This is a genomic window from Microbacterium sp. BG28, assembly GCF_034044005.1.
Classification (GTDB): domain Bacteria; phylum Actinomycetota; class Actinomycetes; order Actinomycetales; family Microbacteriaceae; genus Microbacterium.
The window spans coordinates 759,175-782,816 of sequence record NZ_JAXCHA010000002.1; the positions used below are offsets into that span (position 1 = coordinate 759,175).

The window sequence follows — 23,642 nt, forward strand, 5'->3', positions numbered from 1 at the left end:
GATGCACCTCACGCGTGTGATCCCCCGCCCCATCGAACGCATAGACGCCGGCGATGACGCCGGGCTGGCCTGGCTCCGCGCCGAGTACGAGCCGGATGCAGAGCGGTCGGTGCGGCTGAACATGATCACGTCGTTGACGGGTTCGGCGACAGGCACGGACGGGACGAGCGATACGCTCTCGAGCCCCGTCGATCGACGCATCCTCGGGGTGATCCGGGGGTGGAGCGATGTCGTGGTGGTGGGTGCGCAGAGCGTGCGCGCCGAGCGATATGTCGTGCCCAAACGCACCCGACTGGCGATCGTCACACGAACGGGACGGCTCGAAGGCCACCAGCTGGCGCCGGACGATGACACCGCCCGCGTCTTCCTCGTCTGCGCCGAGAGCGATGCCGACACCGTGAGAAGCAACAGCGAGAGTCTGGGGCTCGACGTCATCGCCGTACCCGGCGACGTTCTCCAGCCGTCCCGCGTCATCTCGGCCTTCGCCGATCGCGGGTGGCGGCGTGTCGTCTGCGAAGGCGGACCCACGCTCGCGTCGCAGTTCGCTCGAGCGGGCGTGATCGACGAGTTCTGCGTTTCCGTCGCTCCGCAACTCGTGCCCGCCACCGCACCGTTCATCCGCGTTCCCGACGGTCACACGCTGGCGGCGCCGCACGGTCTGCTCGTCGACGACTCCGGCTTCAGCTATCTGCGGGCGCGGCCGTCGGCGTGAGTCCCTGCGCGCGTACCCAGTCGCGGATGCGGGCACTCCACCGCTGCTCGTCGTAATTCCACAGCTTGGTGTGGCGAGCCACCTCGAAGACCTCGAGCTCGACGAGATCGGGCCGTGCCTGACGGAGATCGTGCGATGCGTCCGAGGGGACGAAGCCGTCGTCGTCGCTGTGCAGGATGAGGATCGGATCACGCAGTTCGCCCGCGCGCGCGACGACGTCCAGTCGGTCGAACGGGATCGGTGCGCCGGTGCGGGTGAAGGCCGTGCCCCAGTCCGACTCCAGCGCCGAGATGGCGAGCTTGGTGACGGTGGCTGGCAGCTTCATGAGTCCTGCCTGGTAGTCGAGCACGACGCGCCAGTCGATGACGGGCGAGTCCAGCACGACACCGGCGATCATGTCGCGGTGCGCCGAACTGAGTGCCAGTTGCAGCGCGATCGCACCCCCCATCGACCATCCCATGAGCAGGATGCGGCGGGCGCCGTTGCGGCGGGCGAAGCCGATCGCCGCATCGACGTCGCGCCACTCCGTGGCACCGAGCCCGTACGTGCCCGTGCGGCTGCGCGGCGCCTCGCCGTCGTTGCGGTAAGAGACGACCAGCGTGGTGATGCCGAGATTGTGCATGAGCGGAACGGCACGGAGGCACTCCGCCCGGGTCGTCCCGCGGCCGTGGATCTGGATGCACCACAGATCCGTGTCCTGCTCGGCCGGGAAGAGCCACGCGGGGCACGGCCCGACCGCCGAACCGATGAGCTGCGAGCTGAAGGGCAGTTGCAGTTGTTCCGGACGGTCGAAGTACCAGCCGCTGAAGGCCGCTTCGGCGGAGAGCCGCGCATCCTGTCCGACGTGCGTCAGCAGCTTGCGTTTGACGCCGGCCTCGTTCTCGGCCAGCACGCTGCCGAGCTTGACGTAGTCCTCTGTGCCGCGGGTGAAGAGGCCGTAGCGCCCTGGGAGCCCGGTGTCGTCGTTGCGCTCGAGGGTGATGGTCTGCGACGCCGGATCGAGCGCGAGGATGCGGGTGTCGGCGCGACGCCCGGCGGGCGTCACGACCTGACGCGCGACGCGGATGGCGACGGCCCCGATCAGCGCGGAGCACAGCGCGGTCGCGGTCGCGAGAGCGACGGCTGCGCCGCGGAAGAGGGCGAAGGCGGTGGGTGAGGCGCCATGGCGGGCGGCGCGCCTGGAGTCCAACATCGTGGCTTCACTCTAGTCTGTCGCCGTGCCCTCCGACCCAGCCGCACCCGCGTCTGCACTCGACGACGCCGTCGCGCGGATCCTCGAGGTGTCGTTCCGCGAGGACCTCGTCGTGCGTCAGATTCCCGCTCCCTCCGGAATCGCCCCCGCCTCGTTCGCGCTGGCCGGCGATGTGCGCCCCGAACCCGGTGAGCACGAGTCCGCTTTCGGCACCGGTCGGTTCCTGCTCCTGCATGACGCGTCCGAGCCGGAGCCCTGGGAATCGCCGTGGCGCATCGTGTGCTTCGCACAAGCGCCCCTCGACACCGAGATCGGCACCGATCCGCTGGTCGCCGACGTGGCCTGGTCCTGGCTCGTCGACGCCCTGCAGACCCGCGATGCGGGCTACCACGCCGCATCGGGTACAGCGACGAAGACGCTGTCCAAGGGGTTCGGCTCGCTCGCCGCCGAGGGGGACGGTGCCCAGATCGAGCTGCGTGCGTCGTGGTCTCCGGAGGGCGAGATCCAACGACACGTCGAAGCGTGGGCAGAATTGGTATGCATGCTCGCCGGGCTTCCGCCCGGCTCGGAAGGGATCGCGCAGATCCGGGGAAGGGGTTCATCCCGTGCCTGAGTACTCCGTCATCGCCGACGAAGCAGAGTTCACGTCGGCGATCGAGAGACTCGCCGAGGGTGAAGGTCCGTTCGCTGTCGACGTGGAACGTGCATCCGGTTTCCGCTACTCGCAGCGCGCATATCTGGTGCAGATCTATCGGCGCGGGTCGGGCGTGTTCCTGATCGATCCGCCGGCCCTCTCCGATTTCTCCGCGCTGCAAGCCGTCCTCGGGACGGCGGACTGGGTGCTCCACGCGGCCAGCCAGGACCTGCCGTCGCTGCGGGAACTGGGGCTGGAGCCGCCGCGCATCTTCGATACCGAGCTCGCCTCGCGGCTTCTCGGGCACGCCAGGGTGGGGCTCGGGGCCGTTGTCGAGGACACGCTCGGCATCACCCTCGCCAAGGCGCACTCCGCGGCGGACTGGTCGACGCGGCCGCTCCCCCAGTCATGGCTCGAGTACGCCGCGCTGGACGTGGTGCACCTGATCGATGTGCGTGACGCACTCGTGTCGGAGCTGGCGGAGCAGGGCAAGACCGAACTGGCCGAAGAGGAGTTCCAGGCCGTCCTCGACCGGCCCGTCAAGCCGCCGCGCGCGGATCCGTGGCGACGATTGAGCGGCCTGCACACGCTCCGCGGGCGCCGCAACCTGGCCGTGGCCCGCGCGCTCTGGCAGGCGCGCGAAGATCTCGCCGTGGCGCAGGATGTGTCCCCCGGCCGTCTGGTACCCGACCGTGCGCTCGTGGCGGCCGTGGCGGCGGCACCCGATAGCAAGCGAGCTCTCGCGGCGGTGAAGGAGTTCACCGGTCGCGCGAGCCGCTCGGAGCTCGACCGGTGGTGGGCGGCCATCGAGGAGGGGCGCGCAACCACGAATCTTCCCCTCGAGCGCGTCGGCAGTGACGCATTGCCCCCGCCCCGCGCGTGGATCGACCGCAACCCCGAGGCCGACGCCCGTCTGAAGGCCGCGCGCCCGATCGTCGAGGCGCGTGCCGAGGAACTGACGATGCCGACCGAGAACCTGCTCACCCCGGAGCTGCTGCGGCGCGTCGCGTGGGAGCCGCCGACGCCGATCGACGCGGACACCGTGGGGGAAGCCCTCCTCTCCCTGGGCGCCCGCCGCTGGCAGGTGCGAGAAACCGCACAGGTGATCGCCGATGCTTTTGTGGCTTCCGTGCAATCGGTCGAGAACGCGGCGGAGGACGCTTCGTAGGTTCGATCCAACCGGTTTTTTCCGGCCCCGAGCCCCTCCTACGTTGGAGGAAACCCCGATCATTGGAGGCAGAGTGGCCGAGATTTCGGACGTCTTCTTCGTCGACGGCATGCGTACGCCCTTCGGGCGCGCCGGCGAGAAGGGCATGTACTGGAACACCCGCGCGGACGATCTGGTGGTCAAGACGATCATCGGCGTCATGGAGCGCAATCCGCAGGTCCCCGCGGACCGCATCGACGACGTCGCCATCGCCGCGACCAGCCAGACGGGCGACCAGGGCCTCACGCTCGGCCGTTCGGCGGCGATTCTGGCAGGCCTGCCGATGACGGTGCCCGGCTTCGCGATCGACCGCATGTGCGCTGGCGCCATGACCAGCGTCACGACGATGGCCGGCTCGATCGGCGTCGGCATGTACGACGTCGCCCTTGCCGGCGGTGTGGAGCACATGGGACGTCACCCCATCGGTGCCAACGCCGATCCGAATCCGCGATTCGTCGCCGAGCGGATGGTGGACCCGGGGGCGCTCAACATGGGCGTGACCGCAGAGCGCATCTTCGACCGCTTCCCGCACCTGACGCGCGAGCGCAGCGACATGTTCGGCATGCTCAGCCAGCACAAGGCGCAGGCGGCGTACGAGAACGGCAAGTTCCAGCCCGACCTCGTGCCGGTGGCGATCAAGGGCGCCGACGGCGCGTGGGGACTGGCGACCGAAGATGAGGGGCGCCGCCCCGAGACGACGCTCGAGCAGCTCGCGACTCTGAAGACCCCGTTCCGCCCGCACGGCCGTGTCACGGCCGGCACCTCGTCGCCGCTCACCGACGGCGCGACGATGGGCCTGCTGGCCGGCGGCGGCGCGGTCAAGGAACTCGGCCTGCAGCCGAAGATGCGCCTGGTCTCCTTCGCCTTCGCCGGCGTGCAGCCGGAGATCATGGGCATCGGGCCGATCCCTGCGACGGAGAAGGCCCTGCGCAAGGCGGGACTCACGATCGACGACATCGGCCTGTTCGAGCTGAACGAGGCCTTCGCGATCCAGGTGATCTCGCTCCTCGATCACTTCGGCATCGCCGACGACGACCCCCGAGTGAACGCGTGGGGCGGTGCCATCGCCCTCGGGCACCCGCTGGCCGCATCCGGCGTTCGTCTGATGATCCAGCTCGCCGCGCAGTTCCGTGAGCGGCCGGATGTCCGTTACGGGCTCACAGCGATGTGCGTGGGGCTGGGCCAGGGCGGCTCGGTCATCTGGGAGAACCCGTTCTTCGACGGCAAGAAGCGGAAGTGAGCGCGACCATGACCGATTACGAAGCGATCGATTTCTCCCCGCTCGACCAGTTCAGCGGTGACGAGGTCGTCACCCACTCCCCCGTGCGCGACATCCGGCTGCCCTCGGGCAGGGTGCTGGCGCTCATCACGCTCGACAACGGCCGGGATCACACCCGGCCGAACACTCTCGGCCCCGCGACGCTCAAGGAGCTCGGCGAGACGCTGTCCACGCTCGCCTCGCGCGCAGCGGCCGGCGAGATCCATGCCGTCGGCATCACGGGCAAGCAGTACATCCTTGCTGCCGGGGCCGACCTGTCCGATGTCTCGAAGGTCCCGTCACGGGATGCCGCCAAGCTCATTGCGCAGCGCGGTCACCAGGTGCTGGGTCGCCTTGCGGAGCTCGGCGTGCCGTCCTTCGCCTTCGTGAACGGCCTCGCGCTCGGCGGTGGCGTCGAGATCGCGCTCAACTCCACGTACCGCACGGTGGATGCGTCCGCGGCCGCGATCGCGTTGCCCGAGGTTTTCCTGGGCATCATCCCGGGTTGGGGCGGTTCGTACCTGCTGCCGAACCTCATCGGCATCGAGAAGGCGCTCGAGGTCGTCATCTCGAACCCGCTGAAGCAGAACCGCACGCTCAAGCCCCGCCAGGCGTACGAACTCGGGATGTTCGACGCCATCTTCTCGCCCGCGAACTTCCTCGAGGAGTCGCTCGCCTGGGCCGACGGTGTCATCGGTGGCGCGATCAAGGTCGAGCGCAGGAACGAGCCCGGCAAGATCGAGCGTCTCACGAAGTGGCCGATCGCGATCAAGATGGCGCGGGGCATGCTGGAGAGCCGTATCGGCACGGTCCCGCGCTCGCCTTACGTCGCGCTCGAGCTCCTCGACAAGGCCAAGGGGGGAACCAGGGCCGAGGGCTTCGCGCGCGAGGACGAGGCGCTGGCGGATCTCGTCGTCGGCGATCAGTTCGCGGCCTCGATGTATGCCTTCGATCTCGTGCAGAAGCGCGCGAAGCGCCCCGTGGGCGCGCCGGACAAGGCGCTCGCGAAGAAGGTCACCAAGGTCGGCGTCATCGGCGCGGGACTCATGGCGAGCCAGTTCGCGCTGCTGTTCGTGCGGAAGCTCCGCGTACCCGTGCTCATCACCGATATCGACCAGGCTCGGGTCGACAAGGGGGTGGCGCACATCCACGAGGAGATCGGCAAGCTCGAGGCGAAGGGCCGTCTGGATGCGGACGCCGCCAACCAGCTGCGCGGACTCGTGACCGGCACGACCGACAAGTCGCAGTACGCGGACTGCGACTTCGTCATCGAGGCCGTGTTCGAGGAGGTCGGCGTCAAGCAGCAGGTGTTCGCGGAGATCGAGTCGATCGTGGCCGAGGATGCGATCCTCGCGACCAACACCTCGTCGCTCTCGGTCACCGAGATCGGGTCCAAGCTGGCGCACCCGGAGCGCTTGGTGGGCTTCCACTTCTTCAACCCGGTGGCCGTCATGCCGCTCATCGAGGTGGTCAAGACGGAGGCGACCTCGGATGCGGCGTTGTCGACGGCTTTCGTCGTGGCCAAGGGCCTCGGCAAGAACGCCGTTCTCACCGCAGACGCTCCCGGCTTCGTCGTCAACCGACTGTTGGCGAAGGTCATGGGCGAGGCGGCGCGCGCCGTCTACGAGGGCACACCGCTGCTCACCGTAGAGAGGGCGTTCGCTCCGCTCGGGCTGCCGATGACACCGTTCCAGCTCATCGATCTGGTGGGCTGGAAGGTGGCGGCGCACGTGCAGGACACGATGGCGCACGCGTTCCCCGACCGGTTCTTCGCATCCGAGAACTTCCACCAGCTGGCCGAACTGCCGGAGGTCGTCGAAAAGGACAAGACCGGACGGGTCACCGGCTGGACGAAGGCGGCCGAGAAGGTCCTGAAGCCCGCTCTGGGCACGACACCCGTCGCGGAGGCGGAGATCCTGCGCCGCGTGCAGGACGGCCTCGCGCAAGAGATCCGCATCATGCTGGACGACGAGGTCGTGCCGGAGGTGCAGGACATCGATCTGTGTCTCATCCTCGGCGCGGGGTGGCCGTTCATCGACGGCGGGGCATCGCCCTACCTCGATCGAGAGGGCGCCTCGGAGCGCGTGTTCGGCGCGACGTTCCATAACCCGCCGATCCGCGTTGTGTCAGGAGTTGCGCGTACCGACACCCTCGTCATCAGGAACGCGGAGGTCCGCTGCGTCCTTGGACCCCCGGGCCACAGGGATCCGCGTGCCCAGGACCTGCGCCACGACGTCCTGCGCGATCTTCGCGGCGGTGAGGCCGGCATCCGCCAGGATCTGATCGCGGGAGGCATGGTCGATGAACTCATCCGGGACCCCGAGCTCGTCGACGGCCGTGTCGACGCCGTTCTCGCGAAGCACCTGACGGATCCGGGTGCCGATCCCGCCCACCCGGATACCGTCCTCGATCGTGATGACGAGTCTGTGCGCCGCCGCCAGGTCGACGATGGAGCCTGCCACGGGGACGACCCATCGCGGATCGACGACCGTCGCACCGATGCCCTGCGCGGAGAGTCGCTCGGCGACCTCCAGCGCGGTGTGCGCCATGGGCCCGATACCGATGACGAGCACGTCGGCCGCCTGGGGCTTCACGAGCACGTCGACGCCGTCGTCCAGACGCTCGACGGCCGGGAGCTCCTTTCCCACCGCCCCCTTCGGGTAGCGCAGCACGGTAGGCCCGTCCGAGACCGCCACCGCCTCGGCCAGCTCCTCCCGCAGCCGCGCTGCGTCACGCGGCGCGGCGATCCGGATGCGCGGTACGAGCTGCAGCATCGCGAGGTCCCAGATGCCGTGGTGACTCGGACCGTCGGGACCCGTGACACCGGCGCGGTCGAGGACGAACGTGACACCGGCACGGTGGAGCGCCACGTCCATCAACACCTGGTCGAACGCTCGGTTCATGAATGTCGCATAGATCGCGACGACAGGATGCAGCCCGCCGTACGCGAGACCAGCAGCCGACGTGGCCGCATGCTGCTCGGCGATGCCGACGTCGTAGACCCGGTCGGGGAACTGCTGCGCGAACGGCAGGAGGCCCGTAGGGCGCAGCATGGCGGCCGTGACGGCGATCACATCGGATCGCTCCGCTCCGATGCGTGTGAGCTCCTCCGCGAACACGTCTGTCCACGCGGTTCCGCCATCCACGCCGAGTGTCGCACCCGTCACGGGGTCGATCCGGCCCACCGCGTGGAACTGATCGGCCTCGTCGTCAACGGCGGGCTGGTAACCGCGACCCTTCTCGGTGATCGTGTGCACGATCACCGGAGCGCCGTAGTTCTTCGCGAGCTCGAGCGTCTCGAGCAGCGCCCGGATGTCGTGACCGTCGATCGGGCCCAGGTACTTGATGTCGAGGTTGGAGTACAGCGCCTCGTTGTTGGTGAACCGCGAGAGGAAGCCGCGCGTGCCACCGCGCACACCGCGGTAGAACGCTCGTGCCGCCGGCCCCAGACGGGTGATGAGGTTGCGGGAACCGCGATGCAGGCTCTGGTAGGCGTCGGCGGTCCGCACGCGGTTGAGGTAGCGCGCCATGCCGCCGATCGTCGGCGCGTACGAGCGGCCGTTGTCGTTGACGACGATGACCAGGTTCCGATCATTGTCGTCGGAGATGTTGTTGAGCGCTTCCCAGGTCATTCCGCCTGTGAGGGCACCGTCGCCGACGACGGCGACGACATGACGGTCACGACGACCCGTCTGGGCGAAGGCGCGAGAGATGCCGTCGGCCCAGCTGAGCGAACTGGAGGCGTGGGACGACTCGACGATGTCGTGCTCACTCTCGGACCGCTGCGGATATCCGGCGAGGCCGCCGCGTGAGCGCAGCTCCGAGAAATCCTGACGACCGGTGAGGAGCTTATGCACGTACGACTGGTGGCCCGTGTCGAAGACGATGGGATCGTTCGGGGAGTCGAACACGCGGTGCAAGGCGATGGTGAGTTCCACGACCCCGAGGTTCGGTCCGAGGTGCCCACCGGTGCGGGCCACGTTCTCGATGAGGAACGCACGGATCTCTCCGGCGAGCTCCTCGAGCTGCGCAGTCGTGAGGGTGCGCAGATCGCTCGGCTGGGTCACGTCGGACAACAACGACATATCAGTTCCCTTCCTCTCGGGCGAGGCCGTCACGATCGGGTCCCTCCGGCATCGGCGGGTTCCTGCCGCAGCACCTTGACCAGCGGGCGCCCCTTTGCGAGTTCGTCGACGAGCTTGTCGAGATAGCGGATCCGCTGCATGAGGGGATCGTCGATCTCCTCCACCCGGACACCGCAGATCACCCCGGTGATCCGATCGACCCGCGGGTTGAGCTGCGCCAGAGCGAAGAACTCCTCGAGGCTCGTGCGCGCGTCGAGGTGGCGGGAGATCTCCTCGTGATCGAATCCGGTAAGCCACTGGATGACCTCGTGGAGCTCGGCGCTGGTGCGCCCCTTCCGCTCGATCTTGGTCACGTAGAGCGGGTAGATGTCAGCGAACGGCGTCGCGAAGATCCGGCTCATCTCCACAGGTTAGCCGCTGCAGCAGAAGACGGGTCGGTCCCTTGTCGGGACCGACCCGTCTCGGGTGCGAATACTCAGACGAGCGAGCGCAGCACGTACTGCAGGATGCCGCCGTTGCGGTAGTAGTCCGCCTCACCGGGGGTGTCGATGCGCACCTTCGCCTCGAACGTGATCGTCTGCTTGCCCTCCGGCGAGAACTCGCTCGGCTCGGCCGTGACGGTCACCGTCTTGGGCGTGACGCCTTCGTTGAGCTTCTCCAGGCCCGTGATCGAGACGATCTCGGTGCCGTCGAGCCCGAGCGAGGACCAGCTCTCGCCCTCCGGGAACTGCAGCGGGACCACGCCCATGCCGATCAGGTTCGAGCGGTGGATGCGCTCGAAGCTCTCGGTGATGACCGCCTTGACGCCGAGAAGGCTCGTGCCCTTGGCCGCCCAGTCGCGCGACGAGCCGGAGCCGTACTCCTTGCCGCCGAACACCACGAGCGGCGTGCCCTCTGCGGCGTAGTTCTGGCAGGCGTCGTAGATGAACGACTGCGGACCGCCGGGCTGAGTGAAGTCGCGGGTGTAACCGCCCTCGACGACCGCGCCGTCGTTGACCGCGCTGACGATCGCGTTCTTCAGGCGGATGTTCGCGAACGTGCCGCGGATCATGACCTCGTGGTTTCCACGGCGCGAGCCGTAGGAGTTGAAGTCCTTCTGCGCGACACCGTGCTCGGTCAGGTACTGCGCGGCGGGGGTGCCCGCCTTGATGTTGCCGGCCGGGCTGATGTGGTCGGTCGTGACCGAGTCGCCCAGGGTCGCCATCACGCGTGCGCCGGTGATGTCGGAGACCGGGGTCAGCTCCATCGACATGCCGTCGAAGTACGGAGCCTTGCGCACGTAGGTGGAGTCCGCATCCCATTCGAAGACCGGACCGGTGGGCGTGGGCAGGTTCCGCCAGCGGTCGTCGCCGTCGAAGACGGTCGCGTACTGCTTGATGAACTGCTCACGCGAGATCGAGGTGTCGATGACGGCCTGCACCTCTTCGGTGGAGGGCCAGATGTCTTTGAGGAACACGTCCTCGCCGTTCTGGTCCTTGCCGAGCGGGTCGTTGTCGAAGTCGAAGTTCATCGAACCCGCCAGCGCGTAGGCCACCACCAGGGGCGGCGACGCGAGGTAGTTCATCTTCACGTCCGGGCTGATGCGTCCCTCGAAGTTGCGGTTGCCCGAGAGGACGGCCGTCACGGCGAGGTCGTTCTCGTTGATGGCCTCGGAGACCTCTTCGATGAGCGGACCCGAGTTGCCGATGCAGATCGTGCAGCCATAGCCGACGGTGTAGAAGCCGAGTCCCTCGAGCGACTTGTCGAGACCCGACTTCTCGTAGTAGTCGGTGACGACCTTCGAGCCGGGGCCGAGCGTCGTCTTGACCCAGGGCTTGCGCTTCAGGCCCTTCTCGACGGCCTTCTTGGCAAGAAGGCCCGCCGCCATCATGACCGACGGGTTGGACGTGTTCGTGCAGGACGTGATCGCCGCGAGGGTCACAGCGCCGTTGTCGAGGATGTAGGGGGCGCCCTCCGGAGGCGTCACCTTGACGGGCTTGGACGCCGCCGCCGGTCCGCCGCTGGAGATCAGGATCTCGCCGGTGTGCACGTGCTCTTCGCCGGGCACGGGACCGGGGTCGGATGCGGGGAACGACTGGTCGCCCTCGAGGTCGACGATCGAGTCCGAGGTGGACGCGGTCGCGTAGTTGAGGATGTCCTTCTCGAACTGAGCCTTCGCCTCCGACAGCAGGATGCGATCCTGGGGACGCTTGGGGCCGGCGATCGAGGGGACGACCGTGGCGAGGTCGAGCTCCATGTACTCGCTGAACACCAGTTCGCGCGAGGGGTCGTGCCAGAGCGACTGCTCCTTGGCGTACGCCTCGACGAGCGCGATCGCCTCGTCGCTGCGGCCGGTGAGGCGCAGATAGTCGAGGGTCACGTCGTCGATCGGGAACATGGCGGCCGTGGAGCCGAACTCCGGGCTCATGTTGCCGATGGTGGCGCGGTTGGCCAGCGGGACGGAAGCAACGCCCTCGCCGTAGAACTCGACGAACTTGCCCACGACGCCGTGCTTGCGCAGCATGTCGGTGATCGTCAGGACGACGTCGGTCGCGGTGACACCCGCAGGGATCTCGCCGGTGAGCTTGAAGCCGACGACGCGCGGGATGAGCATCGAGACGGGCTGACCGAGCATGGCGGCCTCTGCCTCGATGCCGCCGACGCCCCAACCGAGCACGCCGAGGCCGTTGACCATGGTGGTGTGCGAGTCGGTTCCGACGCAGGTGTCGGGGTACGCGCGAAGCACGCCGTCGACCGAACGGTCGTAGATGACCTTGGCGAGGTGCTCGATGTTCACCTGGTGCACGATGCCGGTGCCCGGCGGGACGACCTTGAAGTCGTCGAAAGCCGTCTGGCCCCAGCGCAGGAACTGGTAACGCTCGCCGTTACGCTCGTACTCGATCTCGACGTTGCGCTCGAGCGCGTTCTCGGAACCGAAGAGGTCGGCGATGACCGAGTGGTCGATGACCATCTCGGCGGGCGAGAGCGGGTTGATGCGGTTCGGGTCGCCACCGAGGGCGGTGACGGCCTCACGCATCGTGGCGAGGTCCACGATGCAGGGCACACCCGTGAAGTCCTGCATCACGACACGAGCGGGCGTGAACTGGATCTCGGTGTCGGGCTCCGCATCCGGGTTCCACGAGCCGAGGGCCTGGATCTGCTCCTTCGTCACGTTGGCGCCGTCTTCGGTGCGCAACAGGTTCTCCAGGAGGACCTTGAGGCTGAAGGGGAGCTTCTCGTAACCGGCGACCGTGTCGATACGGAAGATCTCGTAGTCGGTGCTGCCGACCGTCAGGGTGCTTTTCGCACCGAAGCTGTCAACCGTGGACACGTTTGTCTCCTTCGTCGGCGTTCACGGGCGTCGTCGCGGGGCCCGATCTGCCCATCTTCCCCGCGTCCGGAAGGGGTTGCTAGGAAGGTAAGCCTTACCCCGTCGCCCGGAAATTTATCTCGATGTCGAGATAAATAGTATCACCGGGGGTCGGACTCCTCGGCGGACGCGCCGCCCTGCGAGACCCGCGCGTGCACGGCGCGGACGGTGAGCCAAGTGACCGCCACGAGCGGCGCGAACAGCGGCAGGCCCATCGCGATCTTGAGTGTCCCCAGCAGCGCCACCGCGCTCTCCCGGTTCGCCGGGTCGAGCGAGGAGAAGTAGATCGGAAGCTGCACGCCCAGCCGGACCACGAAGAGTGCCGCCCAGGCGATCGTGAGCCAGAAGTAGGCGCGGCGCTTCGCCTTCACCTGTCGCCAGGACGTGCCCTCGCCCATCAGATAGCCGGCTGCCAGGCCGATGATCGGCCAGCCGATGAGCGCGGAGACGAGCATCGCCAGGCCGTAGCCGGCGTTCGTCAGAAGGCCCGGCACGAAGTTGTCGGAGGGATTCCCCGTGATCAGAGCGAGAACGGCGGCTGCCGCGGCGGCGACCAGTCCCCCGAGGGCGGCGGATGCCGGCGACTTCTGCAAGAGACGCACCACGGTGAAGACCACGGCGATGCCGACCGACGTGGCGAGGGAGAGGACGAGGTTCGTCGTCGCCGTGTAGACGACGACGAAGAGAAGACTCGGAAGCACCGACTCGACGACACCGCGCCAGCCGCCCATCGCGTGCCACACCACATGACCGGTGCTCGCCTGCTGCGCCGGGTCCAGTCCTGCGCGTCGCGCGGCCGCGCCCAGAGCGGACCCGATGAGCTCGGATGCGCGGGGTTCGGCGGGAGCCGGCGGATCGAGCGACGGGCGCTCGTCGTGCACCTCGTCGGAACTCACGCCGCGCCCGGAGTCGCCGGCATCTTCAGCGGGATGAGATCGCGCGGTGGCATCGGCGTGCCGCCTCGGACCACCACGAGCGACCGGAACAGATCCTCGATCTGCGCAGCGGCGTCGACGTTCGACGTCGCCGCGCCCCCGATCACGCCGCGCAGGAACCAGCGGGGGCCGTCGACGCCGACGAAGCGCGCGAGTCGCTTGGCGCCGCTGGTGGCATCACCGGCCACGACGACCGGGACCTCGGCGAGCAGTTCCGGGCCCAGCGGACCCTCGCGCTCCTCGACGCGCCCGCCCTGCTGACGCACCTGCTGCCGGATCTGCTCGCGGGTCTCCTCCCAGAGCCCGCTCGAGCGGGGCGCAGCGAACGGCTGCACCTGGAGCGTCGAGTCGGCGTAGTCGAGCCCCACGGCGACGATGCGCTTGGTCTGCTCCTCGACCTCGAGCCGCAGATTCAGTCCCTCGCGCGGGAGCACCTTGATCGCACCCAGATCGATGTAGGGGCGCACCGGATTCACCTCCGACTCGTCGAAGGGCCCCGCGGTCTCGCGGTCGATCGGAGCGCTCTTGCCGCTCGGTTCCAGAGATGCGTCGGTCATCGGGTCGTCCTCGCAGAAGTGTCGTATCCGGTGGAGCCGAAGCCCCCTTCGCCGCGCACGCTGGCGGGCAGCTCATCGACCGGGAGGAAGCGCACGGGCGGGATCGGAAGGACCACCAGCTGTGCGATCCGGTCGCCCGCCGAGACCTCGTAGGCCTGCGTGCGGTCGGTGTTCAGGAGCGCGACCTTGATCTCGCCGCGGTAGCCCGCATCCACGGTCCCGGGAGCGTTGACCACGGTCACCCCGTGCTTGGCCGCCAACCCCGAACGAGGCATGACGAACGCCGCATACCCCTCGGGCAGCGCGATGCGCACGCCGGTGGCCACGAGAGCACGCTCTCCGGGCCCGAGTCGCACCCCCTCTGCGGCGATCAGGTCAGCACCGGCGTCGCCCGGGTGAGCGAACTCCGGGACGACGGGCGCGATAATGGGGATGTCCACGCTTTCGGCCACCTCACGAGGGTAATGCAGAACATGACTTCCGACGTCGTCTATCGCGAACGCCTGAGCCCCTCGCTGTGGACTCTCGTCGCCGCCGCGGTCTGCGCCCCCATGGTGGCGCTCGCGCTTTCCCCTGTCGACACCACCCTCGCGCTGGTGGCGGGCGTCGCGGTCGCGGCCGTGATCATCTGGGCCCTGATGGCGACCGCGCCTCGTGTCGAGGTCAGCGATGGGGAGCTTCGTGCGGGCAGGGCCCACATCCCGGTCGACCTTCTGGGAGAGCCGGTCGCCTACTCGGGCGAAGACGCGCGGTTCGCGCGTGGCCGGGATGCCGACCCTCGGTCGTGGATGCTGGTGCGCGGCGGAATCGGTGGGGCGGTCGTCGTTCCCGTCGAGGATACGGACGATCCGACACCGGCGTGGGTGGTGTCCTCCCGGACCCCCGACCGACTCGCCGCGGCGGTGCGCAGAGCGCAGGTCAGGCAGCGCACTCCACGCAGATAGCGCCGAGCGACTCCTCGTGGTCGATCTGTGAGCGGTGCTTCACCAGGAAGCAGCTGACGCAGGTGAACTCGTCTTCCTGCGCGGGGAGCACGACGACGTCGAGCTCCAGGTCCGAAAGGTCGGCGCCGGGCAGCTCGAAGCCCGACGGGTTGTCGGCGTCCTCGACGTCGACGGCCCCGGACATCTTGTCCGGAACGCGCTCCTTGAGCGCTTCGATGGACTCGCTGTCGTCTTCGGTCTTGCGGGGGGCGTCGTAGTCCGTAGCCATTCTTCTCGTGTCTCTTGTCGCGTTGTGGATCTCCCGCCGTCGGGCAGGCGGCGATAGTTTGCATGACCCGGTGGCATTTAGCAAATGCGGATGCGTGGTGCTCTCATCGCGGTCGGCACGCATCGAAACTCGCGCCACGCCCCGGATATTCCCGTCCGCGGCGGTGCCCTGTGTCAGCATGGGCCCACACGGCAGATGGGAGGCGTGTGTCGCATGGAACAACTCAGAGTGATCGGCACCGAAGACGGTGTGCTGGTGGTCTCCACCGAGTCCGGGCAGCGCTACTCCCTGGCCATCGATGAGGTGCTGCGCGCAGAGCTTCGTCGAGCACGCAAGGAGCGCGAAGAGCCGGCCAAGGTGAACCGCCCCAGCCCCCGCGAGATCCAGGCGCAGATCCGCGCCGGCCTCTCGGCGCGCGAGGTCGCGGAGGTACTCGACACGACGCTGGAGGACGTGGTCCGGTTCGAGCCGCCCGTGCTCGCCGAACGCGAGTTCATCGTCGGGCAGGCGCTCGCAGTGCCGGTGCTGCTCGGATCCGATTTCGACGGCGACAACCAGACGAGCTTCGGCGACGCCGTGCGCGCCAAGCTGGCGGAAGCAGGTGCGACGGGCGAGCGGTGGACCAGCTGGAAGGAGCCCACCGGGTGGGTGGTCAAGCTAGGCTTCGTCGCCGGTGACGTCGAACGCGACGCGCGATGGAGTTTCGAGCCCCGGCGCAGCTCGCTGTCGCCGCTGAACGCCGACGCCACACAGCTCTCCCGTCAAGGATCGCTCCCCGAGGGTCTCATCCCGCGTCTGCGCGCTCTCGACACCCCCGGCATCAAGGACGACACGCGCTTCGACAGCGGCGCGTTCGGCCCCCGCTACGACGCGGCCGAGCGTCCGACGCTTCCGGCCCCGGCAAGCCCCGCCGTGCAGGATGCCGCCATCAAGCGTGCCCCCGATGCCGTACAGACCTCTGCCGAAACGGCCGACCTGCTGGAGGCGCTGCGTCGCCGGCGTGGTCAGCGCACGGCCGCTCCCACCGCAGAGACTCCGGAGGAGCCCACCCGCTCACCCACGCCGGTCGCCCTCTTCGACGCCCTGGAGCCGGGCTACACCGAGACGAGCGAGCCTGCCCCCGCGGAGACCTCTCGCAGCGAACCGGCGTCCGACGCGGGACGCCGGAAGGGTCGCACCTCGATGCCCTCGTGGGACGAGATCGTCTTCGGAGCCCGTTCCGACGAGAGCTGAGTTCTCTCAGCCGGCGAAGCCCCCCAGCCCGATGAGCGGGACGACCCGCTCCTCCGTGGTGAGCGAGCCGTGCTGGCCCACCATGTGCTGCGCCGAGGTGTCGGCGAGGCGACCGTCGTAGTAGGCGACGCGACCCCGCGCCGCCACCATCACGTCACCGATGCGCGCGGACACCTCGGCGGAGACGGTGTCGCCGAACAGCCCGGCGGCGATCGCTTCCTCCCGCGTGAATACCCAGGCGGTCGGTTCGTCCCGCCAGGCGCCGATCAAGGACTCTTCGTCGCCCGGATGAGCGTAGAGGTGCAGCATGCGAGGCTCCCCGGCGATCACCGCGGCCGTTTCCAGCCGCGGGTCGCCGTCCGCCATGACGATCTGACGGTGCCGCGGAACGTCGACCATGCCGTGGTCCGCGGTCACGACGACCCCGACGCTCGCCCCCGCGCCCGTATGCAGGCGGCGCGCCGCCGCGTCCACCGCTTCGAGCGCGGCGGTCCACCGCTCGGATGCGACACCGTGCCGGTGGCCGGCCGCATCGAGCTCGGGAGCGTAGAGGTACACGATCGTCCCCGGGGTGCTGCGGGCTTCGGTGATCGCGCGCTCGACCCGGTCGTCGAGCCGCTTCTCACCGAAGTTCTCCGCCCCTCGGAGGGTCGCCTCGGTGAAGCCCGTCCCGGCGTACTCGGGCTTGGACGCGACGACCCAGCGGTGCACCCCATCCCTCGCACTCAGCGGCGCGACCTGCGGCCATGCGAGCGGGTCGAGGGCGCGAGGGCCCCAGTCGGTGAGCTGGTTGTGGACGAGTCCGGTCAGCGGGTCGCGCGCGCGGTAGCCGACGAGTCCGTGCTCGCCGACATCGGATGCGGTGAGCAGACTCGTCAGGGCGGCTGCGGTCGTGCTCGGGAACACCGACGTCGCGACGCGCTTCTTGCCGCGATGCTCGGCGAGAAAACGGGCGTAGGCGAGGTTCTCGGCGAGGTTGGCGGCTCCCAGTCCGTCGACGACGAACACGATGAGGCTCTGCACGGTGGGCCAACGGGCCGAGCCGCCGTCTAGGGCCGCGATCGCGTCGGTCAGCACACCGGTGAGCCTCGGGGCGCCGGAAGGGTCCGCCGGTAGGCTGAGGGTCATCGGGCCCAGTCTCGCATACCCGCGCCAGGCCCTTTTCGACCCGAGGTGTTCTGCATGTCCCGAGCCACGTCCGATTCCGCGCCCGCCGAGGAAGGCCGCATCGAAGACATCGACCTGTCTGCCGAGATGCAGGGGTCGTTCCTCGAGTACGCGTACTCGGTCATCTACTCGCGCGCCCTCCCGGACGCGCGCGACGGGCTCAAGCCGGTGCAGCGGCGCATCCTGTTCCAGATGGCGGACATGGGCCTGCGCCCGGACCGTGGGCATGTGAAAAGCGCGCGCGTGGTCGGCGAGGTCATGGGAAAGCTCCATCCCCACGGCGACTCTCCCATCTACGACGCACTCGTGCGCCTCGCGCAGGACTTCGCGCTGCGGGTGCCGCTCGTCGACGGACACGGGAACTTCGGCTCCCTCGACGACGGTCCGGCCGCCGCCCGCTATACGGAGGCGCGTCTGGCACCGGCAGCGCTCGCGCTCACCGAGAATCTCGACGAGGACGTCGTCGACTTCATTCCCAACTACGACGGCCAGTTCCAGCAGCCCGAGGTCCTTCCCGCCGCCTTCCCCAACCTGCTCGTCAACGGCACGACCGGTATCGCGGTCGGCATGGCGACCAACATGGCGCCGCACAACCTCAACGAAGTCGTCGCCGCCGCCATCCACCTGCTCGACAACCCCGACGCCACCCTCGAAGAGCTCATGGAGTTCGTGCCGGGTCCTGACCTGCCCGGCGGCGGAGTCATCGTCGGTCTCGACGGCATCAAAGACGCCTACGCTCAGGGTCGCGGGAGCTTCCGCACCCGGGCCAAGGTGTCGGTCGAGTCGCTCGGCCCCCGTCGCACCGGACTGGTCGTGACCGAGCTGCCGTACATGGTGGGCCCGGAGCGTGTGATCGAGAAGATCAAGGACGCCGTTAACGCGAAGAAGCTCACCGGTATCGCGGATGTGGCGGACTTCACCGACCGCAACCACGGGCTGCGCCTGGTCATCACGATCAAGACGGGGTTCGATCCCAAGGCCGTCCTCGACCAGCTCTACCGGCTGACGCCGCTGGAAGACTCGTTCGGCATCAACAACGTCGCGCTCGTCGACGGTCAGCCTCAGACGCTCGGTCTGAAGCCGCTGCTGCGCGTCTATCTCGACCACCGCATCTCCGTCGTCAGTCGCCGCAGTCGTTACCGTCTCGCGCGAAAGCAGGAACGACTGCACCTCGTCGAGGGCCTGCTCATCGCGATCCTCGACATCGACGAGGTCATCCAGGTCATCCGGTCCTCGGACGACAGCGAGCAGGCACGGACGCGCCTCATCGAAGTGTTCGACCTCTCGCAGCTGCAGGCGGAGTACATCCTCGAGCTGCGCCTGCGACGTCTCACCCGCTTCTCGCGCATCGAGCTCGAGACCGAGCGCGACCAGCTGCGCGCCGACATCGCGGCGCTCGAAGAGCTGCTCGGCAGCGACGTCCTCCTGCGCGCCCAGGTCGCTCGCGAGTTGGAGGCCGCATCCGACACGTACGGCACGCCGCGTCGCACGCTGCTGCTGAACGGCGGTCCGGTCACGCCCCGCGGCGCGAAGGCGGCGGCCGCTGCCGACCTGCAGATCGCCGATGCGCCGTGCCGCGTGTTCCTGACGGCCACAGGGCGGATGCTGCGCGCCGAACTCGTCGCGGATGCGCTCGACGGCGGCATCGTGCCGCCCGCGCGGCGCAGCAAGCACGACGCCATCCGCAGCGCGGTGGACGCGACCGTCCGCGGCGACGTGGGAGCGGTCACCAGCGCCGGACGCCTCGTGCGCTTCTCCCCCGTCGACCTCCCATCGGTTCCGGCGAACAGCGTGCAGCCAGCCGCCGGCGCGAAGGCCGATCAGTACCTGGGTCTCGGCGCGAACGAGCACATCCTCGCGCTCGTCCCGCTCGACGTGTCCGCCCCGATCGCACTGGGTACGGCCCAGGGGGTCGTCAAGCGCGTCGCCGTCACCGAGCTGGCACCCGGCAAGCCGGATGCGGAGATCATCTCCCTGAAGCCCGGCGACCGCGTCGTCGGCGCGGCTCTGGCACCCGACGATGTCGAGCTCGTCTTCGTCAGCTCGGACGCGCAGCTGCTGCGGTTCGACGCTTCCGCGGTGCGCCCCCAGGGCAAGAGTGCCGGCGGCATGGCCGGCATCCGGCTCGCCGACGGCGCCAAGGTGATCATGTTCACCGCCGTCGCCGCGACCGAGGAGTCTGTGGTCGTGACGATCGCGGATTCGTCGCAGGCGCTCGCGGGCACGGCCGGCGGCAGCGGCAAGGTCTCGGTGCTCGCCGAATTCCCCGCGAAGGGACGCGCGACCGGTGGCGTGCGAGCGCAGCGCTTCCTGAAGGGCGAAGACACCCTCATGCTCGCGTGGGTCGGCGACCGACCGCGCGCGGTCGGGCCCGACGGCGCCGTGCGCACGCTTCCCGAGGCGGGCGCGAAGCGCGACGCATCCGGTCAGCCGTTCGACGACGTGATCGGCGCCGTCGGCACCACGATCGCCTGATCCCACTCCCTCACACCGCGAGACCGCGTTTCGAGCACGAGATCACGGGTATTGCCCGTGATCTCGTGCGAAAGATGCAGTCTCGCGGGAGGGGAAAGAGCCGAACGGCGGATGCGGCGACTCAGGCGTCGATGGACTCGCGAGAGAGCCGGTCGCTCGAAGTCACGATGAAGTCGCGGCGTGGGGCGACCTCGTTGCCCATCAGAAGCTCGAAGGCCTCGTTCGCACGGGTGGCCGCATCCGCGTCCTCCACGGTCACGCGTCGGAGCATGCGACCGGCACGGTCCATCGTCGTGGTCGCGAGCTGGTCGGCGTCCATCTCACCCAGGCCCTTGTAGCGCTGCACCGGCTCCTGCCACCGCTTGCCGGACTTCTGCAGCTTCGCCAGCAGCGTATGCAGCTCTTGCTCGCTGTATGTGTAGATCGTCTCGTTCGGCTTCGTGCCCGGGTTCATCACGACCACGCGGTGCAGCGGCGGCACGGCCGCGTAGACGCGCCCCGCCTCGACCAGCGGCCGCATGTAGCGGAAGAAGAGGGTCAGCAGAAGGGTGCGGATGTGGGCGCCGTCGACATCGGCGTCGCTCATGAGGATGACTTTGCCGTAACGAGCGGCGTCGATGTCGAAGGAGCGGCCGGAACCCGCACCGATCACCTGGATGATCGCGGCGCACTCGGCGTTGGACAGCATGTCGCTGATCGACGCCTTCTGCACGTTGAGGATCTTGCCCCGGATCGGCAGGAGTGCCTGGTACTCGCTGTTGCGGGCCAGCTTCGCCGTTCCGAGAGCCGAATCGCCCTCGACGATGAACAGCTCGGAGTCGGCGACCTCGTTCGTGCGGCAGTCGGCGAGCTTCGCCGGCAACGACGAGGACTCGAGCGCGGACTTACGACGCTGGGTCTCTTTGTGGGTGCGCGCAGAGATGCGCGCCTTCATCTCCGAGACGACCTTCTCCAGCAGCTGCGCGGTCTGGTTCTTGTCGTCGCGCTTGGTGGAGGTGAACTTCGCCGTCAGCTCGCGCGAGACCACGTTGGCGACGATCTGACGCACCGCAGGCGTACCGAGGATCTCCTTCGTCTGTCCCTCGAACTGCGGCTCCGGCAGGCGCACCGTGAGAACGACCGTGAGTCCTGCGAGGATGTCGTCCTTCTCGAGCTTGTCGTTGCCGACCTTGAGCCGACGGGCGTTCTGCTCGACCTGGTTGCGCACGACCTTCATCAGGCCGGCCTCGAATCCCGCCTGATGCGTTCCCCCCTTCGGGGTCGAGATGATGTTCACGAAGGAGCGCATCGTCGTGTCGTAACCGGTTCCCCAGCGCAGCGCGACGTCGACCTCGCAGGAGCGCTCGAGCTCCGTCGGCACCATCGCACCGGACGGCTGCAGCACGGGAACCGTTTCGGTGAAGGTGCCCTCGCCCGTCAGACGCCAGGTATCGGTGATCGGCGCATCGGGGGCCAAGAAATCGGCGAACTCGGAGATGCCGCCATCGAAGCGGTAGCTCGTCTCCACACGCTGCTCGCCGCGCTGGTCGTCCACCACGATCTCGAGCCCAGGCACCAGGAACGCCGTCTGGCGCACGCGCTGCACGAGTTCGTCGAGTCCGAACGTCGCGTCCTTCGTGAAGATCTGCCGGTCCGCCCAGTAGCGGATGCGGGTTCCCGTCACTCCACGCGGCGCCTTGCCCACGACGCGCAGCTCCGACGAGCGCTGGTACGGGGTGAACGGCGCGTCGGGCGAATCGCCGGCGAACATGCCCGGCTCGCCACGGTGGAACGACATGGCGTAGGTCTTACCGCCGCGGTCGACCTCCACGTCCAGACGTTCCGAGAGCGCGTTCACGACCGAGGCGCCGACACCGTGCAGACCACCGGATGCGGCGTAGGAGCCGCCGCCGAACTTGCCGCCGGCGTGGAGCTTCGTGAAGACGACCTCGACACCGGTCAATCCGGTGCGAGGTTCGACGTCGACGGGGATGCCGCGCGCACGGTCCCGTACCTCCACGCTACCGTCGGCGTGCAGCAGGATGTCGATGCGTGAACCGTGCCCGGCGAGGGCCTCGTCGACGGAGTTGTCGATGATCTCCCACAGACAATGCATGAGACCGCGGGAGTCGGTGGAGCCGATGTACATGCCCGGGCGCTTGCGGACGGCCTCGAGACCTTCGAGGACCTGCAGATGGTGGGCGGAGTACTCGGCAGTCACAATTCTCAAGGGTATCCGGGGCCACCCCCGCGGCCCTGCACAGACACGACGCCACCGGGGCCGCCGTACGCGGTCAGCGAAACGCGCGCCAGAGCGGGCATGGGTCACAGGGACGCATGGTTACATGTCATATCCGTACCCGCCCGACGCACCGAGGAGGTCTCCGATGAGCACGACGTCGACACCCACCGAGCAGTCCGCCGTACTGGAACACCGGCTGACTGCCGCCGACCGCTGCGACTCCTGCGGAGCTCAGGCCTACATCGCCGCCGAGGTCAACGGCAGCGAGCTGCTGTTCTGCGCGCACCACGGCCGAAAGTATGAAGAGAAGCTCCGCGCCGTCGCCACCAGCTGGCACGACGAGACCGCTCGCCTGGTCGACGCGGTCTGATCCGCCTCAGCGGTATCGGCGCTCCACGAGCGGCGATACCCGCAGCGCGATCTCCTCGCCGATCGTGCCGATCGTTTCGGCCAGATCGGTGGGGCTCGCCGCATCCGTGCCATAGATGCGCACCCGATCACCCGCGCGCGCACCGTCCCATCCGACGACCACCGCGCTGACCTCGTCCACCGCCACCAGACGCCGCGGACCCGCCGGCGTCTGGACGTCCACACGCCCGCCCAGCACCGAGACCAGCCCGTCCAGCGCGCCCGCGCCGATGCGAACCCGATCATCGTCGACGGAGAGCACCTCCGCGTCCCACGACCCGATAGGCGCGATGCCGAGTTCCGCGTCGGCTGGACCGCCCGCGGGGCGGATCCCGTAGCAGAAAGCCCCCACACGGACGAGGTCGTACCGGAACTCCGCGCGGGCCGAGGAAGCCGCGCTCGCGGCGAGATGGCGGAGCGGACGGTCGAAACCCGCGGCCGTCACGGCGACGACCGCCTGTTCGAACGCCGCCCGCGAGAGATCGTCCTCGTCGTCGGACGCCTCGGCGATGTGGCTCCAGACGCCGGCGAGTTCCACCACGCCGTCACGGGCCAGCGCGACGACGCGGTTCACCGCATCCGTCCATTCCTCCGGACGGATGCCGTTGCGGTGCAGACCGGTGTCGACCTTCAGGTGGATGCGGGCGCGAGTTCCGCGCGCGCGGGCCGCATCCGCCACCTCCTCGAGGAGGTCCGCGTCGCCGACACCGAGGTCGAGATCGGCATCGAGCGCCGAGAGGATCGCACTCTCGCCGGCGATCATCCAGACGAAGATGCGCGCCTCCTGCCCGACGGCCCGTCGCACCTCGAGCGCCGTCGCGACGTCGAACGCGCCGATCCAGCCGACTCCCTCCGCCACGGCACGACGCACCACCTGCGACACTCCGTGCCCGTACGCGTCGTCCTTCACCACGAGCATGAGCGCGGTCGGCGCCACTCGGTCGCGCACCACGGCGATGTTACGAGCAAGCTGATCCAGATCCACGTGCAACACGGA

The 23,642-nt window shown here is 68.6% G+C and carries 19 protein-coding genes and 1 pseudogene; 9 read left to right on the forward strand and 11 right to left on the reverse strand.

Annotated features, from left to right (window positions below; all coding sequences use genetic code 11):
* Window position 1: 1 nt before the first annotated feature.
* On the forward strand, window positions 2-712 hold the full coding sequence (locus SK224_RS09590) for a dihydrofolate reductase family protein (protein WP_320434472.1): 711 nt from the start codon (window positions 2-4) through the stop codon (window positions 710-712).
* Here the strand turns inward: SK224_RS09590 and SK224_RS09595 are convergent.
* Window positions 681-1,904, reverse strand: a complete 1,224-nt coding sequence (locus SK224_RS09595; protein WP_320434473.1) for an alpha/beta hydrolase family protein — start codon at window positions 1,902-1,904, stop codon at window positions 681-683. The two genes, SK224_RS09590 and SK224_RS09595, sit on opposite strands and share 32 nt — an antisense overlap.
* 25 nt (window positions 1,905-1,929) lie before the next feature.
* On the opposite strand from SK224_RS09595, the gene SK224_RS09600 reads away from it, so the two are divergent.
* The 4 genes and pseudogenes from SK224_RS09600 to SK224_RS09615 all read left to right on the forward strand — a co-directional run.
* Window positions 1,930-2,517: a DUF3000 domain-containing protein gene (locus SK224_RS09600; protein WP_320434474.1), complete on the forward strand. Its 588-nt coding sequence runs from the start codon at window positions 1,930-1,932 to the stop codon at window positions 2,515-2,517.
* Complete coding sequence (locus tag SK224_RS09605; protein WP_320434475.1) at window positions 2,510-3,706, forward strand: ribonuclease D; 1,197 nt, start codon at window positions 2,510-2,512, stop codon at window positions 3,704-3,706. The genes SK224_RS09600 and SK224_RS09605 overlap by 8 nt, the downstream gene beginning before the upstream one ends.
* Window positions 3,707-3,779: 73 nt before the next feature.
* Entirely contained in the window at window positions 3,780-4,985 is a 1,206-nt protein-coding gene (locus tag SK224_RS09610; RefSeq protein ID WP_320434476.1) for a thiolase family protein, read from the forward strand.
* An 8-nt stretch (window positions 4,986-4,993) separates the two neighbouring features.
* Window positions 4,994-7,129: pseudogene (locus SK224_RS09615) on the forward strand (3-hydroxyacyl-CoA dehydrogenase NAD-binding domain-containing protein); the annotation flags it as partial.
* On the opposite strand, the gene dxs reads toward SK224_RS09615, so the two are convergent.
* The 6 genes from dxs to dut all read right to left on the reverse strand — a co-directional run bounded on the left by dxs (window position 7,130) and on the right by dut (window position 14,381).
* Window positions 7,130-9,088, reverse strand: a complete 1,959-nt coding sequence (dxs, locus tag SK224_RS09620) for a 1-deoxy-D-xylulose-5-phosphate synthase (protein ID WP_320434744.1) — start codon at window positions 9,086-9,088, stop codon at window positions 7,130-7,132. It lies immediately after the preceding pseudogene.
* A gap of 29 nt (window positions 9,089-9,117) precedes the next feature.
* A complete protein-coding gene (locus tag SK224_RS09625; protein WP_320434477.1) occupies window positions 9,118-9,489 on the reverse strand; it encodes a DUF2200 domain-containing protein in 372 nt (123 codons plus the stop codon).
* Between the two features lie 74 nt (window positions 9,490-9,563).
* Window positions 9,564-12,398 (reverse strand): aconitate hydratase, encoded by a 2,835-nt coding sequence (locus SK224_RS09630; protein WP_320434478.1) that lies wholly within the window; start codon window positions 12,396-12,398, stop codon window positions 9,564-9,566.
* Between the two features lie 140 nt (window positions 12,399-12,538).
* Window positions 12,539-13,333, reverse strand: coding sequence for a DUF3159 domain-containing protein (locus SK224_RS09635; protein WP_413816774.1), 795 nt, complete (start codon window positions 13,331-13,333; stop codon window positions 12,539-12,541).
* Window positions 13,330-13,929, reverse strand: coding sequence for a DUF3710 domain-containing protein (locus tag SK224_RS09640; RefSeq protein ID WP_320434479.1), 600 nt, complete (start codon window positions 13,927-13,929; stop codon window positions 13,330-13,332). Before SK224_RS09640 ends, SK224_RS09635 begins: the two co-directional genes overlap by 4 nt.
* A complete protein-coding gene (dut, locus tag SK224_RS09645; RefSeq protein WP_320434480.1) occupies window positions 13,926-14,381 on the reverse strand; it encodes a dUTP diphosphatase in 456 nt (151 codons plus the stop codon). The genes SK224_RS09640 and dut overlap by 4 nt, the downstream gene beginning before the upstream one ends.
* 21 nt (window positions 14,382-14,402) lie before the next feature.
* Between dut and SK224_RS09650 the strand changes: the two genes are divergently transcribed.
* Complete coding sequence (locus tag SK224_RS09650; protein ID WP_320434481.1) at window positions 14,403-14,873, forward strand: DUF3093 domain-containing protein; 471 nt, start codon at window positions 14,403-14,405, stop codon at window positions 14,871-14,873.
* Here SK224_RS09650 and SK224_RS09655 read toward each other — a convergent pair.
* Window positions 14,848-15,141, reverse strand: coding sequence for a DUF4193 domain-containing protein (locus SK224_RS09655; protein ID WP_137416906.1), 294 nt, complete (start codon window positions 15,139-15,141; stop codon window positions 14,848-14,850). The genes SK224_RS09650 and SK224_RS09655 overlap by 26 nt on opposite strands.
* A 213-nt stretch (window positions 15,142-15,354) precedes the next feature.
* Here SK224_RS09655 and sepH point away from each other — a divergent pair, with 213 nt between their 5' ends.
* Complete coding sequence (gene sepH / locus SK224_RS09660; RefSeq protein WP_320434482.1) at window positions 15,355-16,374, forward strand: septation protein SepH; 1,020 nt, start codon at window positions 15,355-15,357, stop codon at window positions 16,372-16,374.
* Window positions 16,375-16,380: 6 nt separating this feature from the next.
* Here sepH and SK224_RS09665 read toward each other — a convergent pair whose 3' ends face one another.
* Window positions 16,381-17,502, reverse strand: a complete 1,122-nt coding sequence (locus SK224_RS09665) for an alkaline phosphatase family protein (protein WP_320434483.1) — start codon at window positions 17,500-17,502, stop codon at window positions 16,381-16,383.
* A gap of 54 nt (window positions 17,503-17,556) precedes the next feature.
* Between SK224_RS09665 and SK224_RS09670 the strand changes: the two genes are divergently transcribed.
* Complete coding sequence (locus SK224_RS09670; protein ID WP_320434484.1) at window positions 17,557-20,016, forward strand: DNA topoisomerase IV subunit A; 2,460 nt, start codon at window positions 17,557-17,559, stop codon at window positions 20,014-20,016.
* 121 nt (window positions 20,017-20,137) lie between these two features.
* Here SK224_RS09670 and SK224_RS09675 read toward each other — a convergent pair whose 3' ends face one another.
* On the reverse strand, window positions 20,138-22,216 hold the full coding sequence (locus SK224_RS09675) for a DNA gyrase/topoisomerase IV subunit B (protein ID WP_413816775.1): 2,079 nt from the start codon (window positions 22,214-22,216) through the stop codon (window positions 20,138-20,140).
* Between the two features lie 166 nt (window positions 22,217-22,382).
* Between SK224_RS09675 and SK224_RS09680 the strand changes: the two genes are divergently transcribed.
* Window positions 22,383-22,607, forward strand: coding sequence for a hypothetical protein (locus SK224_RS09680; protein WP_137416902.1), 225 nt, complete (start codon window positions 22,383-22,385; stop codon window positions 22,605-22,607).
* Between the two features lie 6 nt (window positions 22,608-22,613).
* On the opposite strand, the gene SK224_RS09685 is transcribed toward SK224_RS09680, so the two are convergent.
* A complete protein-coding gene (locus tag SK224_RS09685; protein WP_320434747.1) occupies window positions 22,614-23,639 on the reverse strand; it encodes an alanine racemase in 1,026 nt (341 codons plus the stop codon).
* Window positions 23,640-23,642 lie beyond the last annotated feature (3 nt).

What these genes read in the sequence shown, in the direction of transcription:
- SK224_RS09590 (WP_320434472.1), top strand. Translation starts at nt 2, where the DNA reads ATGCACCTCACGCGTGTGATCCCCCGCCCCATCGAACGCATAGACGCC.
- SK224_RS09595 (WP_320434473.1), bottom strand. Translation starts at nt 1,904, where the DNA reads ATGTTGGACTCCAGGCGCGCCGCCCGCCATGGCGCCTCACCCACCGCC.
- dxs (WP_320434744.1), bottom strand. Translation starts at nt 9,088, where the DNA reads ATGTCGTTGTTGTCCGACGTGACCCAGCCGAGCGATCTGCGCACCCTC.
- SK224_RS09625 (WP_320434477.1), bottom strand. Translation starts at nt 9,489, where the DNA reads ATGAGCCGGATCTTCGCGACGCCGTTCGCTGACATCTACCCGCTCTAC.
- SK224_RS09640 (WP_320434479.1), bottom strand. Translation starts at nt 13,929, where the DNA reads ATGACCGACGCATCTCTGGAACCGAGCGGCAAGAGCGCTCCGATCGAC.
- SK224_RS09650 (WP_320434481.1), top strand. Translation starts at nt 14,403, where the DNA reads ATGACTTCCGACGTCGTCTATCGCGAACGCCTGAGCCCCTCGCTGTGG.
- SK224_RS09655 (WP_137416906.1), bottom strand. Translation starts at nt 15,141, where the DNA reads ATGGCTACGGACTACGACGCCCCCCGCAAGACCGAAGACGACAGCGAG.
- sepH (WP_320434482.1), top strand. Translation starts at nt 15,355, where the DNA reads ATGGAACAACTCAGAGTGATCGGCACCGAAGACGGTGTGCTGGTGGTC.
- SK224_RS09665 (WP_320434483.1), bottom strand. Translation starts at nt 17,502, where the DNA reads ATGACCCTCAGCCTACCGGCGGACCCTTCCGGCGCCCCGAGGCTCACC.
- SK224_RS09670 (WP_320434484.1), top strand. Translation starts at nt 17,557, where the DNA reads ATGTCCCGAGCCACGTCCGATTCCGCGCCCGCCGAGGAAGGCCGCATC.
- SK224_RS09680 (WP_137416902.1), top strand. Translation starts at nt 22,383, where the DNA reads ATGAGCACGACGTCGACACCCACCGAGCAGTCCGCCGTACTGGAACAC.